Annotated in this window: 14 protein-coding genes; 4 read left to right on the top strand and 10 right to left on the bottom strand. The window is 40.8% G+C overall.

Annotated elements, in window-relative coordinates; all coding sequences use genetic code 11:
* Nucleotides 1–10 precede the first annotated feature (10 nt).
* The 4 genes from B7717_RS08255 to xerS all read left to right on the top strand — a co-directional run bounded on the left by B7717_RS08255 (nt 11) and on the right by xerS (nt 4,107).
* Nucleotides 11–1,561 carry a ClC family H(+)/Cl(-) exchange transporter gene (locus B7717_RS08255; protein ID WP_084944531.1) on the top strand — a complete coding sequence of 517 codons (1,551 nt, stop codon included), beginning with the start codon at nt 11–13 and terminating at the stop codon, nt 1,559–1,561.
* 51 nt (nt 1,562–1,612) lie between these two features.
* Nucleotides 1,613–2,359 carry a CPBP family intramembrane glutamic endopeptidase gene (locus tag B7717_RS08260; protein WP_049547148.1) on the top strand — a complete coding sequence of 249 codons (747 nt, stop codon included), beginning with the start codon at nt 1,613–1,615 and terminating at the stop codon, nt 2,357–2,359.
* Nucleotides 2,360–2,420: 61 nt separating this feature from the next.
* Nucleotides 2,421–2,858 (top strand): MepB family protein, encoded by a 438-nt coding sequence (locus tag B7717_RS08265; RefSeq protein ID WP_049547147.1) that lies wholly within the window; start codon nt 2,421–2,423, stop codon nt 2,856–2,858.
* A 178-nt stretch (nt 2,859–3,036) separates the two neighbouring features.
* A complete protein-coding gene (gene xerS / locus B7717_RS08270; RefSeq protein ID WP_000817856.1) occupies nt 3,037–4,107 on the top strand; it encodes a tyrosine recombinase XerS in 1,071 nt (356 codons plus the stop codon).
* A gap of 78 nt (nt 4,108–4,185) precedes the next feature.
* Here the strand turns inward: xerS and B7717_RS08275 are convergent, their stop codons facing one another.
* The 10 genes from B7717_RS08275 to B7717_RS08320 all read right to left on the bottom strand — a co-directional run bounded on the left by B7717_RS08275 (nt 4,186) and on the right by B7717_RS08320 (nt 15,057).
* Nucleotides 4,186–4,827 (bottom strand): hypothetical protein, encoded by a 642-nt coding sequence (locus tag B7717_RS08275; protein WP_000890074.1) that lies wholly within the window; start codon nt 4,825–4,827, stop codon nt 4,186–4,188.
* Between the two features lie 104 nt (nt 4,828–4,931).
* Complete coding sequence (locus tag B7717_RS08280; protein ID WP_000874002.1) at nt 4,932–5,921, bottom strand: lipoate--protein ligase; 990 nt, start codon at nt 5,919–5,921, stop codon at nt 4,932–4,934.
* A 59-nt stretch (nt 5,922–5,980) separates the two neighbouring features.
* Nucleotides 5,981–7,684 (bottom strand): dihydrolipoyl dehydrogenase, encoded by a 1,704-nt coding sequence (gene lpdA, locus B7717_RS08285; protein WP_084944532.1) that lies wholly within the window; start codon nt 7,682–7,684, stop codon nt 5,981–5,983.
* A gap of 41 nt (nt 7,685–7,725) precedes the next feature.
* On the bottom strand, nt 7,726–8,769 hold the full coding sequence (locus B7717_RS08290; protein ID WP_049478241.1) for a dihydrolipoamide acetyltransferase: 1,044 nt from the start codon (nt 8,767–8,769) through the stop codon (nt 7,726–7,728).
* Nucleotides 8,770–9,110: 341 nt separating this feature from the next.
* On the bottom strand, nt 9,111–10,103 hold the full coding sequence (locus tag B7717_RS08295; RefSeq protein ID WP_084944533.1) for an alpha-ketoacid dehydrogenase subunit beta: 993 nt from the start codon (nt 10,101–10,103) through the stop codon (nt 9,111–9,113).
* A 16-nt stretch (nt 10,104–10,119) separates the two neighbouring features.
* Nucleotides 10,120–11,088 (bottom strand): thiamine pyrophosphate-dependent dehydrogenase E1 component subunit alpha, encoded by a 969-nt coding sequence (locus B7717_RS08300; protein WP_084944534.1) that lies wholly within the window; start codon nt 11,086–11,088, stop codon nt 10,120–10,122.
* Nucleotides 11,089–11,266: 178 nt separating this feature from the next.
* Nucleotides 11,267–12,607, bottom strand: coding sequence for an MATE family efflux transporter (locus tag B7717_RS08305; protein WP_084944535.1), 1,341 nt, complete (start codon nt 12,605–12,607; stop codon nt 11,267–11,269).
* Nucleotides 12,608–12,648: 41 nt separating this feature from the next.
* Nucleotides 12,649–13,917 carry a dihydroorotase gene (locus B7717_RS08310; RefSeq protein ID WP_084944536.1) on the bottom strand — a complete coding sequence of 423 codons (1,269 nt, stop codon included), beginning with the start codon at nt 13,915–13,917 and terminating at the stop codon, nt 12,649–12,651.
* A 12-nt stretch (nt 13,918–13,929) separates the two neighbouring features.
* Nucleotides 13,930–14,394 carry an NUDIX hydrolase gene (locus tag B7717_RS08315; RefSeq protein ID WP_001135768.1) on the bottom strand — a complete coding sequence of 155 codons (465 nt, stop codon included), beginning with the start codon at nt 14,392–14,394 and terminating at the stop codon, nt 13,930–13,932.
* A 9-nt stretch (nt 14,395–14,403) separates the two neighbouring features.
* The gene (locus B7717_RS08320; protein WP_084944537.1) at nt 14,404–15,057 is read right to left on the bottom strand and encodes a uracil-DNA glycosylase; all 654 of its coding nucleotides are present in this window, start codon (nt 15,055–15,057) and stop codon (nt 14,404–14,406) included.
* Nucleotides 15,058–15,059 lie beyond the last annotated feature (2 nt).

Genomic DNA, 15,059 nt, shown 5'->3' on the forward strand with positions numbered 1-15,059 from the left:
GGAAATGATTATGGAGGAACAGTCAGAAACACTCAGTTCCAAGAAAGAATTTGCCTTTGCCTCAAGCACCATATTATCCCAAGTTGGACGAGGAATCATTGTTGGTCTCGTCGTCGGGCTAATCGTCGGATCTTTTCGTTTCTTAATCGAAAAGGGTTTTCATCTGATACAAGGCCTCTATCAAGATCAAGCGCACCTAGTGCGCAATCTTTTTATCATTGGTCTATTTTATTTAATCGTTTGCTGGCTTAGTGCGAAACTAACTCGATCAGAAAAAGATATCAAGGGTTCAGGAATTCCTCAAGTCGAAGCCGAATTAAAGGGACTAATGACTCTTAACTGGTGGAGTGTCCTCTGGAAAAAATATATTCTAGGTATTCTTGCTATTGCCAGTGGCCTTATGCTAGGTCGGGAAGGGCCAAGTATTCAACTTGGAGCAGTTGGTGGTAAAGGTATCGCCAAGTGGCTCAAATCTAGCCCAGTAGAGGAACGTTCCCTGATTGCCAGTGGAGCTGCTGCAGGTTTAGCCGCTGCCTTTAATGCACCAATTGCAGGTCTCCTCTTTGTTGTAGAAGAAGTCTATCACCATTTTTCCCGCTTTTTTTGGGTCTCAACTCTAGCAGCTAGCATCGTAGCAAACTTTGTTTCTCTGCTCATATTTGGGCTAACACCTGTGCTGGATATGCCAGATAACATTCCTCTCATGACCCTAGACCAGTATTGGATATACCTCCTTATGGGAGTTTTTCTCGGGCTTTCTAGTTTTCTCTATGAGAAAGCTGTACTCAATGTTGGTCGAATTTATGACTGGATTGGTCAAAAAATTCATTTGGATAAAGCTTATTATCCAATCCTAGCCTTTATCCTTATCATACCAGTCGGGATTTTCTTGCCACAAATCCTTGGTGGTGGAAATCAGCTGGTTCTTTCCCTAACTGAGCAAAATTTTAGTTTCCAAGTTCTATTAGCTTACTTTTTGATCCGCTTTGTTTGGAGTATGATTAGTTATGGAAGTGGCCTCCCAGGAGGAATTTTCCTACCCATTTTGGCGCTTGGTTCCTTACTTGGTGCCCTAGTTGGTGTCATTTGTGTCAACCTTGGGCTTGTTAGTCAGGAGCAATTCCCTATATTTGTCATTCTGGGAATGAGTGGCTACTTTGGGGCAATTTCCAAGGCTCCCTTAACTGCCATGATCCTCGTAACTGAGATGGTTGGAGATATTCGCAACCTCATGCCACTGGGCTTAGTGACCTTGGTCGCCTACATCGTCATGGATTTGCTCAAGGGAGCACCAGTCTATGAGGCCATGCTAGAAAAAATGCTGCCAGAAGAAGCAACAGACGAAGGAGAAGTCACCCTCATAGAAATCCCTGTGTCTGACAAAATCGCTGGAAAACAGGTTCACGAACTCAACTTGCCACATAACGTACTCATTACCACCCAAGTCCATAATGGCAAGAGCCAAACAGTTAACGTCTCAACTAGAATGTATCTGGGTGATATGATTCACCTAGTTATTCCAAAAAGTGAAATTGGAAAAGTCAAAGATTTGTTGTTATAAGTTCTGTTTACATAATTTATTTTACGTAAAATATAATTGAAAGGATTCTCTATGAAAAGAAATAAGGCAATTGCAGTATATTTGCTAGGCACATTTAGCCAGTTAGTATCAGTTTGTCTCCTTTTCTTTCTCTTGAATCATTTTTCTGTTCAGTCCAATCTATTAACTATTTTAGGAATCATTCTAGGTGGCATTTCTTCAGCACTTTGGGGAATCATTGTTGCAAATCACTATTTTCATATTCCTTTTAAGAAGATCGTTAACGATTTTTTTAACATTCATACCAGTTATAAACACTATTTATTATCTTTCTTCCTTATTGTCCTTGATTTTTCTTTTCTAATGTTTGGTGGGCAAATAGTAGAATTTAGCTGGTATCTCCCATTTTTGATGTTCTTCAAATTTATTGTTTTTGGCGGTATAGAAGAGATTGGATGGCGATATGTTTTTCAACCAATTTTACAAGAAAAGTTGCCATATTTTTACTCAACAATCCTAACCTTTTTCAGCTGGGCGCTTTGGCATCTGTTGTTCTTTTACATAGATGGTTCCCTAGCAACTCTGCAAATTCTACCGTTTTTATTTGGATTGCTGACGAATTCTTTCATACTCTCAGCTCTTTATAACAAAACAAAGAATCTCTGGATTTGCGTTATGACACATTCGATCATTAATGTCTTGTCTCAGCTAACCATAGACACTAATCGATCCGAAACCTACCTGCTTAAAATCTTCATCATCTTGGTATCCTGCTATATGGTAATACATAAAAAAGATGTGCATAGAGTCGGTAGCTGATTTTGTTGGAAACAGTATTATTCTTTGGAAAAGTTATTTGCTAAGGAGGACATACATCATAATGAAAATACTCGATGTTTTATATAATTTTTATGGTGATTTTGATTTCATTGAAGAAAAATACAATGAAAAATACGAAGGTATTCTTATCAAGATAAAGGAAGAGCAAGGGTATAAAAGATGCCGCTTGGCAAAAAGAACACCAAAAAAAGAAGGATATTTTACAGTTTTTTGGAAAAAAGACCAAAACAACAAGAACATTCCTTATACCAATGAGGACTTAGGAAATGAACTTATAATCGTTATCATTGATAATGATAAGAGGGGACTATTCATTATTCCAAACGAGGTGGCTATTCGTAAAAACATTCTGTCGACAAAAGATAGCAATGGAAAAATGTCTATGCGATTTTATCCTCCTTGGTGCTCAAATTTAAATACAACAGCTCGAGCAACACAAAAATGGCAATTGCAATATTTTAGAGAAATTGAAATATAAACATATTGCCGGATTACATACACACAAAAGACCTGTTTCTTATGATTGTGGAACCAGGTCTTTGTTTTTTCTAGAATCCATCAAACACTTATAACATCTTTCCGAAAAACTATAATTTTCTTGAAAAATATATGAGTCTATGCTATACTACTAGTAGACTTAATTATGGAGAAAATACATGAAACGTGAGATTTTACTGGAACGAATCGACAAACTAAAACAAATCATGCCCTGGTATGTTCTGGAATACTACCAATCCAAGCTTGCTGTGCCCTACAGTTTTACAACCTTGTACGAATATCTCAAGGAATACGATCGATTTTTCAGCTGGGTTTTAGAGTCTGGAATTTCAAATGCTGATAAAATGTCTGATATTCCTTTATCTGTCTTGGAAAATATGTCTAAGAAAGATATGGAAGCTTTTATCCTATATCTACGTGAACGTCCATTGCTGAATGCTAATACAACCAAGCAAGGTGTATCTCAGACGACCATCAATCGGACCTTATCAGCACTTTCTAGTCTTTACAAGTATCTAACAGAGGAGGTTGAAAACGACCTGGGAGAACCCTATTTCTATCGTAATGTAATGAAGAAAGTTTCAACCAAGAAAAAGAAAGAAACACTTGCTGCTAGAGCTGAAAACATCAAGCAAAAACTCTTTCTAGGTGATGAAACAGAAGGTTTTCTAACTTATATCGATCAGGAGTACCCACAACAGCTCTCAAATCGCGCTCTCTCATCATTTAATAAGAACAAAGAACGTGATTTGGCCATTATTGCCCTTCTCCTAGCGTCTGGTGTCCGCTTATCTGAAGCTGTTAATCTAGATCTAAGAGACCTCAATCTCAAAATGATGGTGATCGATGTCACTCGAAAAGGGGGGAAACGTGATTCTGTCAATGTCGCTGCTTTTGCTAAGCCTTACCTAGAGAATTATCTAGCCATTCGAAATCAACGCTATAAGACGGAAAAGACAGATACAGCTCTCTTTTTGACCTTATATCGAGGCGTTCCCAATCGTATTGATGCTTCTAGTGTTGAAAAGATGGTTGCTAAGTACTCTGAGGACTTCAAAGTCCGTGTAACTCCACACAAACTACGCCATACCCTAGCGACTAGGCTCTATGATGCTACTAAATCGCAAGTTTTGGTCAGCCATCAGCTAGGACATGCCAGTACACAAGTCACTGACCTCTATACCCATATCGTCAATGATGAACAAAAGAATGCTTTAGATAGTTTATGATTGTTACATATTATAAATTATGTAAAGCAACTATTGCTAAAAAACGAAAGACCAATTCCTTTATCTTTCGTTTTTTATTTATTTAAACTCAATCCAGTAGTTACGGTGAGGCTCTATAATTACTGGTTTACCCCAAAAGGCTTGCAGATAGGCTAGATTTGCTGGGCTTACTGGTTTTTTTGAATCATTGTACTGCTCAGCACTCTCTTTAGTTAGAAAACATTTTACTGCTTCATAAGAAGTACCATCAGCTGATTCTCTTTCGATTCCCATATACGAAATTTCGTCACCATTTTTAAGATCGTCAGTTAACAGTTTACCAATAAAGAACACTGTCTTATCTTTCATAAATTCATAAGCCTTACTATTTTCAAGTCGGTTATTTGCTGCAGCAAACATAATACAAAAACTATCAACAATGTCCTTCAAAGACATTAAGTCCCCTTTGTTTACTTTGATTTCATCGGGGAGAAGACCGCCAATTATAAGATTTTGAAAATGGGCTTGCTGGATTACATTATCTAAAGCCATTCCCAGAGGTATTTGAACAGCTTGGTATCCTAAAGGTTGAAGCTCTTTGTATTTCTTATCATAATGTTCTTGTGTGATGCTTATATTTAAACTTTCAGTTTGAGAAATTTCTTCATTTCTATAAAAAGCAACAACATTGCGGTCTAACTGTTCAAATAGATTAAGACTTTCTACTGGAATTTCTAACATAATGAATAACTCCTTTTCATTTTTCATCACTATTATAATCTAATCAGCATGATTATTAAGTTTAACCCTAATAAAAGAATCCATCATAAATGGATTCTTTTTCCTTACCCCACTACCGCTTCAGCGATTTCTTCACGGCTGATACCAGCGAAGTAGCGTGTAATATCAATAGTTTCTAATGCCTTGAGGACATCTTCACGTTCGTATTTCACTCCACGGAGGACATCTTCTACAGCTGCAACGTCCTCGATACCAAAGAAGTCCCCATAGATCTTGATATCTTGGATTTTTGATTCAATGACGTTGGCAAAAACTTCGACCTTACCACTGGTGAATTTTGTTCCACGACGGACGTTAAATTCAGGTGATTTACCGTAGTTCCAGTCCCAAGTACCGAACTTGGTATCCTTGATACGATTGATTTCAGCCAATTCTTGCTCAGAAAAAACATATTCAGTCATCTCTGGATACTCTTTTTTCATGTATTCCAATAGCAAATCACGGAATTCTTCAACTGTGATTTTTTCTGGTAATTCATTGACAATATTGGTTACACGGGCACGAACGGATTTCACACCTTTTGATTCAAATTTATCTTTTGAAACCTTGAGGGCGTTAGCAAGGACTGACAGATCAACGTCAAAGAGCAAGCAACCGTGGTGCATGATACGACCATTGATATAGGCTTGGGCATTTCCACAGAATTTCTTACCGTCAATTTCTAAGTCATTACGGCCTGTGAACTCAGCTTTAACACCAAGTTGAGCCAAGGTATTGATGACTGGAGTTGAGAAGCTCTTGAAGTCAAAGGCCTTGTTTTCATCTTCTTTTGAAATGATGGTGTAGTTGAGGTTGTTTAAATCGTGGTAAACAGCTCCACCACCACTGATACGGCGGACCACCTCAATACCATTTTCTCGAACATAATCACGGTTAATCTCTTCAATAGTATTCTGGTGACGACCAACAATGATAGAAGGTTTGTTAATCCAAAGAAGGAAGATTTGATCCTCATCTAGTAAGTGTTTAAAGGCATATTCTTCCAAGGCGATATTAAAAGCAGTGTCGTTTGAATGATTGATAATATATTTCATGATATCCCTTTATACGATAGAGACTGGAAAACATCTTTCCAGCCTAGTCTATCTTCGTTTTATTTTTTCTTAGGTGAATGGATGGCCATTCCTAAAACATCCGCAAATGCTTCGTACATCACTTCAGAGTAGGTTGGGTGTCCGTGGATAGTCTTCAGCATTTCCTCAACAGTGATTTCCATTTCGATAATGCTTGATGCCTCGTTAATCAATTCTGCGGCTGCAGGACCAATGATGTGCACACCAAGGATTTCCCCGTATTTCTTATCAGCGATAACTTTTACGAAACCTTGAGCAGCATCAGATGCAATGGCACGACCGTTGGCTGCAAAGTTGAATTTACCGATTGCAACATCGTATTTCTCACGTGCTTGTTCTTCAGTCAGACCTACTGCTGCTACTTCAGGGAGAGTGTAGATAGCTGCTGGAGTCAAGTTCAATTTAGCAACAGCATGGTTTCCTTTGAGGGCATTTTCAGCAGCAACTTCCCCCATACGGAAGGCTGCGTGCGCCAACATTTTAGTACCGTTGATGTCACCTGGTGCGTAGATTCCAGGAACAGAAGTTTCCATGTACTCATTGACCTTAATACGACCACGATCCAATCCAAACTCAACATCGCCAATTCCTTCAAGGTCTGGTACACGACCGATTGAAAGAAGAGCTTTATTTGCAATGATATCGTCTTTTCCTTCAACCTTGATACGAAGTTGACCATTTTCCTCGATGATTTCTTGCAATTTTGTACCTGTCAAGATAGTCATACCTTTACGTTCCAAAATCAAGCGAAGATTCTTAGAAACTTCCGCATCCATAGCTGGAACGATACGGTCCATCATTTCGATAACAGTTACTTTTGAACCAAATGTCATGAATGCTTGGCCGAGTTCGATACCGACAACCCCACCACCGATGATTACGAGGCTTTCTGGAACTTCGTTCATTTCAAGAATATCATCGCTGGTCATCACAAGTGGAGATTCCATACCAGGAACGTTAATCTTGCTGACTTTTGAACCACCAGCAAGGATGATTTTCTTGGTTTCAAGCAATTCAGAACCATCTACCAAGACATTCTTGTCTTTAGTAATCGTACCAACACCCTTATGAACAGTAACTCCGTAGCTACGAAGAAGACCCGCAACACCACCTACCAAGGTATTGACAACTTTAGATTTAGTTTCCAAAAGTTTGTCCATATCTACAGTGAAGTTTGGATTTTCGATGACGATACCACGGTTTGCTGCATGACCGATGTTTTCGATGATTTCAGCGTTGTGAAGGTAGGTCTTCGTTGGGATACATCCACGGTTCAAGCACGTTCCACCGAGTTCAGATTTTTCAACAAGGGCAACCTTACCACCGAGTTGGGCTGCTTTAATTGCTGCCACATATCCAGCAGGACCTCCACCAATCACAACGATATCAAAGGCATCATCGCTCTTACCGTCGTCGTTTGAGGCACTAGCTGCAGGTGCAGGTTTTGATTCTGGTGCAGCTGCTCCAGCAGTTGGGATGTTTTCCCCTTCTTCACCAAGGTAACCGATAACTTCAGTTACTGGAACAGTTTCACCATCTCCTTTAAGGATGGCAATCAAGTATCCATCTTCTTCGGCTTCCAATTCCATGCTGACTTTGTCAGTCATGATTTCCAAAAGGATTTCTCCTTCTTTTACAAATTCACCGACTTTTTTATTCCATTGGACGATTTGTCCTTCTGTCATATCCACGCCGGCTTTTGGCATAATTACTTCTAAGGCCATGTCTTACTTCCTTCTAAATCTCTAAAATAACAATAGCTGACTTAAACCAACATTGAGATTGGGTTCTCAATTAAGGCTTTCAAGTCTTTCATAAACTTAGCACCAGCCATACCATCTACAACACGGTGGTCAATGGTTAATCCCAGGCTCATGATAGGGCGAATGACAATCTCACCATTGACAACTACAGGTTTCTCTACTGTTGAGCTCACCCCGAGGATTGCTGAGTTGGGTTGGTTAATAATCGGACCAAAGGACTGAACACCAAACATTCCCAAGTTACTAATTGTGAAGGTTGAGTTTTGTAACTCACTTGGAGCCAATTTACCATCCAATGTACGACCAATGACATCCTTGAAGGCTACAACCAGCTCTGAAAGACTCATCTTTTCAGCATTGTAAACAACAGGTGTCATCAATCCATTATCCATCCCAACTGCCATAGCAAGGTTGACATAATTATGAGTGATAATGGTCTTGCCATCTTCAGTCAATGAAGCGTTGATGTAAGGGTGTTTCATCAATGTCTTAACAACAGCGAGAGAAAGAAGGTCTGTAACCGTTACTTTCTTACCAGTTGCTTCCATGATTGGATCAAGGACCTTCTTACGAAGAGCCAACATTTCTGACATATCAACATCGTAGTTGAGTGTGAAGGTTGGCGCAGTTAGGTAGGATTCAACCATACGTTGGGCGATAACCTTACGCATTGGTGTCATTGGAATACGCTCAATCTCACCATAAGGAGTGATAGTGTCTGGGACTTCTTCCACTTTTTCAATCTGAGCAGGAGACTTGATGGTGTCGTTTTCGATATTTTCAGGAAGGAAGGCCAGAACGTCCTTCTTCATGATCTTACCACGATGACCAGTTCCTTGGATTTCCTGCCAAGCAATGTTATGTTCAAGGGCAATTCGTTTTGCAAGTGGCGAAATGCGAACCACATTTGTGTCTTTATAAGTTTCCACGTCTTCTTTGTGGACACGACCGTTTGCACCTGAGCCAGAAACGTCGTAGAGGTTGATACCTAGTTCATCCGCTAACTTTCTAGCCGCAGGAGTCGCTCTTAGCTTGTCATCAGCCATGACCTCTCCAATTCTATTTATGATACAAAGGGCGAAAAAGTCAAAGTGAAAATAGGAAACTTGACGAAAAAACTTTAGTTTTTAGGAAAGTTTCCTATTTTCACACAGACTTTAGCCCGTGTTCAACTCTACAAGTAACTTGGACACGGAACATGTCTCAAGTTACTACGGTTGCCGCTATCAGGCGGTCAACCTAGCAGACTTACTAAGTTTTTTGTCGAATAGTATTGATTCGTCAAAAAACTGTCGCAACTTTACAAACAACTTGGATACAAAACATATCTCAAGTTACTAAAGTTAAAAACCTTAATAGATTTACATAATTTCACTTATGTTATGTACTATTGTTTGTTATAAGTTTTTCGGATTGCATCTTTGATGCTTTCAACTGTTGGAATCATTGCATTTTCTAGGTTTTGCGCGTAAGGCATTGGCACATCTTCTCCTGCACAACGGCGGATTGGTGCATCTAGATAGTCAAATGCTTCTGACTCTGAAATAATTGCTGAAATCTCCCCGATATAGCCACTTGTTTTGTGAGCGTCGTTGACAAGCACCACCTTACCAGTCTTCTTCACTGAGTTAATGATGATATCCTTATCAAGTGGAACGAGGGTACGTGGATCCACAATTTCAACTGAAATTCCTTCTTCAGCTAATTCTTCAGCTGCTTGAAGCACACGGCGAAGCATTTTACCATAAGTAACGACTGTTACATCTGTACCTTCACGTTTGATTTCCCCGACCCCAAGTGGGATTGTGTAGTCTGGATCAACTGGAACTTCCCCTTTTTGGTTAAATTCGGACTTGTATTCAAGGATGATAACAGGGTTGTTATCACGGATAGAAGACTTGAGAAGTCCTTTCATGTCAGCAGGTGTACCTGGAGCTACAACCTTAAGACCTGGGATGTGTGTAAACCAAGACTCTAGAGACTGAGAGTGCTGAGCTGCAGAACCAACTCCGTTACCAGCTGCACAACGTACAGTCATTGGAACCTGACCTTTCCCACCAAACATATAACGTATTTTAGCAGCTTGGTTGACGATATTGTCCATGGCAATAACCGAGAAGTCCATGAAGGTCATATCGACGATTGGACGAAGTCCTGTCATGGCTGCTCCTGCTGCTGCTCCAGAGATGGCAGCTTCAGAAATCGGACAGTCACGGATACGTTCTGGACCAAATTCTTCGAGCATTCCGACAGAAGTTCCGAAGTCTCCTCCGAAGACACCGACGTCTTCTCCCATCAAGAATACATTTTCATCGCGACGCATTTCCTCAGACATAGCAAGGATAATGGTGTCACGGAAGGACATTGTTTTTGTTTCCATTTTTATCTCTTTCTCCTTAGTCTGCGTAAATATCTTCAAATGCTGATTCTAGTGGTGGGAATGGGCTTTCCTCTGCAAATTTAACAGAAGCTTCTACTGCTTCCTTGACTTGTGCTTGAATTTCTTCCAATTCTTCTGCACTTGCAATATTGTTTTCAATGAGGTATTTGCGAAGGTTTTCGATTGGGTCTTTTTGTTTCCACAATTCCACTTCTTCGCGCGTACGATATTTACCAGGATCAGATGATGAGTGACCAAGCCAGCGATAGGTTACACTTTCGATCAAGACTGGGCCATTGCCACCACGAACATGATCTACAGCTTTCTTAAATCCTTCATAGACATCGATGACGTTGTTCCCATCTTCGATAAACATTCCAGGAATTCCATATGCCGCACTACGTTGATGGATATGCTCTACATTGGTCATTTTCTTGATATCCGCAGAGATCCCATAACCGTTGTTAATGCAGTAGAAAACAACTGGCAAGTTCCAAATAGAAGCCATGTTGACTGCTTCGTGGAAGACACCTTCGTTGGTCGCACCATCTCCAAAGAAGCAAACGACGATTTTTCCAGTGTTTTGCATTTGTTGACTGAGGGCTGCACCGACAGCGATTCCCATACCACCACCAACGATACCATTGGCACCGAGGTTCCCAGCATCCAGGTCAGCGATGTGCATAGAACCACCTTTTCCTTTACAGGTTCCAGTGTATTTCCCGAGGATTTCAGCCATCATTCCGTTGAGGTCAATCCCCTTAGCAATAGCTTGCCCGTGTCCACGGTGATTTGAGGTAATCAGATCATCTGGATTAAGAGCCAGCATCGCTCCGACGTTAGCAGCTTCCTCTCCGACAGAAAAGTGAGTCATACCGGGAACTTTCCCCTTTTTCACTAACTGAGCGATTTTTAAGTCCATGTGACGGATTTCTTCCATCTTACGGAACATCTCTAGCAAAAGATTCTTATCTAAAGTTGACATAATCTTGCCTTTCTAACTTTGTACTTACCTTACTATTTTACCTTTTTTAGTATACACTGTCAAAGTATATGGCTAATAAAATTTCACAATTTAAAAAAATAAACCCCTGTTAAAACAGGGATTCTCTCTAGTTAGAGCATTTTTTCACAAAGTTGTTTTTCGGGATAATTTCTTAAAATTAGCTCAATCTTTTCATTACTGTTTTCAAACGCCATTGATACAAACAACCAGAAACAATCAAGCTGGCAATCAACCCAATCCAGTAGGCAAATGCCCCTAAGTCAGTTACCTGATCTAGTAGATATCCTAGAGGTATCGCTACTCCCCAATATCCGATTAGGCCAAGATAGAAAGGAACGATAGTGTCCTTATACCCTCTTAAAATTCCTTGGAGCGGAGCCGCAAAGGTATCAGCTAACTGAAAAAAGAGACTGTAGGTTAGAAATACAGCAGTTGTTTCAATGAACTGAGGGTCATTTCCATATAGATTTGCAACACGATCTCTAAAAATGTAGAGAAAAGACAGGGTAAGACCTGCAAAAATAAGGGCGGTTACTCTCCCCAGACGAGCATAGGTTTTTGCATCCTCATAACGTTTAGCCCCAACCTCGTAAGACACAACAATCGCCATAGCAGAGGAAATACTCATGGGAAAAGCGTACATGAGACTCGAAAAGTTCATAGCTGACTGGTGACTTGCGATGATGAGCGATGAAAACTTAGCCATGATCAAGCCAACCACAGAAAAGATAGCTACTTCAGCAAAGACGGTTCCCCCGATTGGTAGACCTAGCCGAACACCTTCCTTGATTTTATCTATATTGAGTGGAATCCGTTTTTCAAGATGTAACGCTTTTAATCTTTTTTGTTTGAACAAAACAAGCAGGGAAATGCCCAATAAAACCCAATAGGCTAGCGAAGTTCCTAGCCCTGCTCCTGCACCACCAAGCTCAGGAAAACCGAATGCTCCATATATCAAGAGATAGTTAAAACCACTATTGAGCGGAAGTAATAGGAGCATCAGATACATCGATAGTTTGGTCAAACCAAGAGAATCTAACAATGACCGAATGACACTAAAAAGCAACAAGGGAATAATCCCGATAGACAGGTACCAAAGATAGGAAACTGCAACTGCCGCCACTTGAGCTTCTAGTCCGATGTTGTTTAAGACAGGTGGCGCTAAGAATACTACCATGCCAAGCAAGACCAAAGACAGTCCGAAAGCCAAGTAGATAAATTGGTAAAAATCAGATGCTACTTCTTCCTTTTTGCCCCGTCCCAGATGATGGCCTATGATGGGAACCATGGCCGAAACAATCCCTGTTAAAAAAGTAAAGAAAGGATTCCATAGACTCGTTGCAGTTGATACTCCTGCCAAGTCCATGGTATTGTACTGCCCAGTCATGGTTGTATCAACAAAAGAGGCAGAATAATTGGCAAACTGATAAATCAGGATAGGAAAAAATATCTTAAGAAATAAAATAAACTTATCTTTAAATTGATGGGTTCGATACATATACGCTCTCTATTCTTATAGTTTATAGAGCAGAATCCCATCTAGTTTTTGTAAACGATTTGTCCCTTACAGATGGTATATTTGACCTGCCCTTTTAAAGTTTCACCGATAAATGGTGAATTTGCAGCTTTTGAAGCAAAATGGGAGTCCACAAGGCGGTCAGCCTTAGCATCAAAGATAGTGATATCCGCTGGACCATTCTCAGCCAAGTAACCAGCTTCAAAGTTGTAAAGTTTGGCTGGATTAACAGTCATTTTTTCTAGCAATTCCATCAAGCTTAGCTCACCAGCTTCCACTAAATAAGTCAAACCAAGAGAAAGAGAGGTTTCTAAGCCAGTCATACCAGATGGCGCTTTGGTGATATCTTCTACATTTTTCTCATCTGCATGGTGAGGCGCGTGGTCTGTCGCGATAACTGTGATAACACCTGACTTGAGACCCTCGATAACGGCACAACGGTCTGATTCCAAACGAAGCGGAGGATTCATTTTAGCATTACTACCTTGAGTCAAGAGAAGTGCTTCTGTCTTAGAGAAATGCTGTGGCGCTACTTCTGCTGTGACTTGCGCTCCCAAACCTTGAGCGAATTCCACTACCTTGACACTTTCTTCCTTAGACAAATGCTGGATATGAACATGAGCCTTGGTTGCATAGGCAATCATAACATCACGCGCAATCATAGCGTATTCTGCCACCCCTGTCGCACCACAAATCTTGAAGTGGTCTTTAGCGATGTTTTCATTAAATCCAAGAATACCGTTCAATCCGGGATCTTCCTCATGAAGGCTGATAAAGGTATTGAGTTTTTTGGCTTCTTCCATGGCTTCCTTGACAACTTTACTACTTTCAAGTGGAATACCGTCATCAGAAAAACCAACAGCTCCAGCTTCTAAAAGCGCCTTAAAGTCTGTCAGGTCTTGCCCATTAAAATTCTTAGTAATGGTCGCAACCGTTTTGACATTGATTTTTTCCTTGGCAGCAGATTGGAGAACTTCTTGAAGAGTCTCTACGTCCGAAATGGTTGGACTAGTATTAGCCATCATGACAACGGTTGTAAAGCCACCTGCAGCGGCTGCTAGGGCCCCAGTATGAATGTCTTCTTTATGAGTTTGACCAGGTTCACGGAAATGAACATGGATATCGACTAGTCCAGGCGCAACAACAAGGCCCGTAGCATCAATTAGCTCTGCTCCTTCTTCCTTGATTTCGGCAGCTATTTTGACAATTTTCCCATCTTGCACTAAAACATCACACACTTGATCCAAACCAGACTTGGGATCCATTACACGACCATTTTTGATTAGTAGCATCTGCTTTCTCCTTTATTCATAGAAATCAACTTGGGTATCCAACAATTTATCCCCATCATAAACAAACTTTGCTGAAAAGAAAGGTTTATCTTCTAAAAGCCACTCAACAAAGGTGTGATCACCCTCCCAAGTTGGCTTGCTTAAGACTTCATCATAGGGAACCCATTCTAAGGTCCCCTCATTGCAGTCAATCAAGTCACCCTCGAACTCTGTCACCTTAAAAACATAGGTGTACCAGTCTAAATCTGGTGTAAATTCAGGAAAAGTGATAACACCTTTAAGTACTGGCTTGGCTTTGAGCCCTGTTTCTTCGAGGATTTCACGCGCTGCACATTCCTGTGGAGTCTCACCTCGCTCTAGCTTTCCACCCACACCAATCCATTTGCCTTCATGGACATCGTTGGGCTTCTTATTGCGATGGAGCATGAGCAGTTCTTTTCCGTTATCAATGTAGCAAATCGTCGCTAACTGAGGCATATTCTCTCCTTATCTAAACCAATCGATTGGCACTTGTCCTGTCTCTTTTAAGAATGCATTGGCCTTGGAAAAAGGCTTGGAACCCCAAAATCCTCTATAAACCGATAAAGGACTAGGATGGGCTGATTCGATAATCAAGTGGTGAGGATTGGTAACCAAGGCCTTCTTCTTGCGTGCATAAGCACCCCAGAGTACAAAGACTATCGGTCTGTCTAGATTATTGACAACCCGAATCACAGCATCTGTAAATGGCTCCCATATCTGCCCAGCATGACCATTGGCCTGCCCAGCAGGAACCGTCAAGCAAGCATTGAGAAGTAAGACACCTTGCTCAGCCCAAGCTGTCAAATCATGGGACTTCTTAGCTCCGATGTCATCCGACAATTCTTTCAAGATATTTTGCAAGGATGGCGGAGCTGGGATAGAGTCAGGAACAGAAAAACTCAAGCCCTGCGCCTGACCTGGCCCGTGATAGGGGTCTTGCCCTAGAATCACCACCTTCACTTCTTCAAGCGGTGTAGTCAAGAGAGCCTGAAAAACTTTTTCCTTAGGTGGATAGACAGTTCCCTGAGCATAGACCTGTTCCATAAATTGATTGATTTTCCCAAAATAACCTTCAGGTAATTGCTCCTTAATCAAAGCATGCCATGATGAGTGTTGCATCT

The organism is Streptococcus oralis subsp. oralis (assembly GCF_002096495.1).
GTDB lineage: Bacteria > Bacillota > Bacilli > Lactobacillales > Streptococcaceae > Streptococcus > Streptococcus oralis_CU.

Coding starts and splice junctions, on each gene's coding strand:
- B7717_RS08255 (WP_084944531.1), top strand. CDS start 11: ATGGAGGAACAGTCAGAAACACTCAGTTCCAAGAAAGAATTTGCCTTT.
- B7717_RS08260 (WP_049547148.1), top strand. CDS start 1,613: ATGAAAAGAAATAAGGCAATTGCAGTATATTTGCTAGGCACATTTAGC.
- B7717_RS08265 (WP_049547147.1), top strand. CDS start 2,421: ATGAAAATACTCGATGTTTTATATAATTTTTATGGTGATTTTGATTTC.
- xerS (WP_000817856.1), top strand. CDS start 3,037: ATGAAACGTGAGATTTTACTGGAACGAATCGACAAACTAAAACAAATC.
- B7717_RS08275 (WP_000890074.1), bottom strand. CDS start 4,827: ATGTTAGAAATTCCAGTAGAAAGTCTTAATCTATTTGAACAGTTAGAC.
- B7717_RS08280 (WP_000874002.1), bottom strand. CDS start 5,921: ATGAAATATATTATCAATCATTCAAACGACACTGCTTTTAATATCGCC.
- lpdA (WP_084944532.1), bottom strand. CDS start 7,684: ATGGCCTTAGAAGTAATTATGCCAAAAGCCGGCGTGGATATGACAGAA.
- B7717_RS08290 (WP_049478241.1), bottom strand. CDS start 8,769: ATGGCTGATGACAAGCTAAGAGCGACTCCTGCGGCTAGAAAGTTAGCG.
- B7717_RS08295 (WP_084944533.1), bottom strand. CDS start 10,103: ATGGAAACAAAAACAATGTCCTTCCGTGACACCATTATCCTTGCTATG.
- B7717_RS08300 (WP_084944534.1), bottom strand. CDS start 11,088: ATGTCAACTTTAGATAAGAATCTTTTGCTAGAGATGTTCCGTAAGATG.
- B7717_RS08305 (WP_084944535.1), bottom strand. CDS start 12,607: ATGTATCGAACCCATCAATTTAAAGATAAGTTTATTTTATTTCTTAAG.
- B7717_RS08310 (WP_084944536.1), bottom strand. CDS start 13,917: ATGCTACTAATCAAAAATGGTCGTGTAATGGATCCCAAGTCTGGTTTG.
- B7717_RS08315 (WP_001135768.1), bottom strand. CDS start 14,394: ATGCCTCAGTTAGCGACGATTTGCTACATTGATAACGGAAAAGAACTG.
- B7717_RS08320 (WP_084944537.1), bottom strand. CDS start 15,057: ATGCAACACTCATCATGGCATGCTTTGATTAAGGAGCAATTACCTGAA.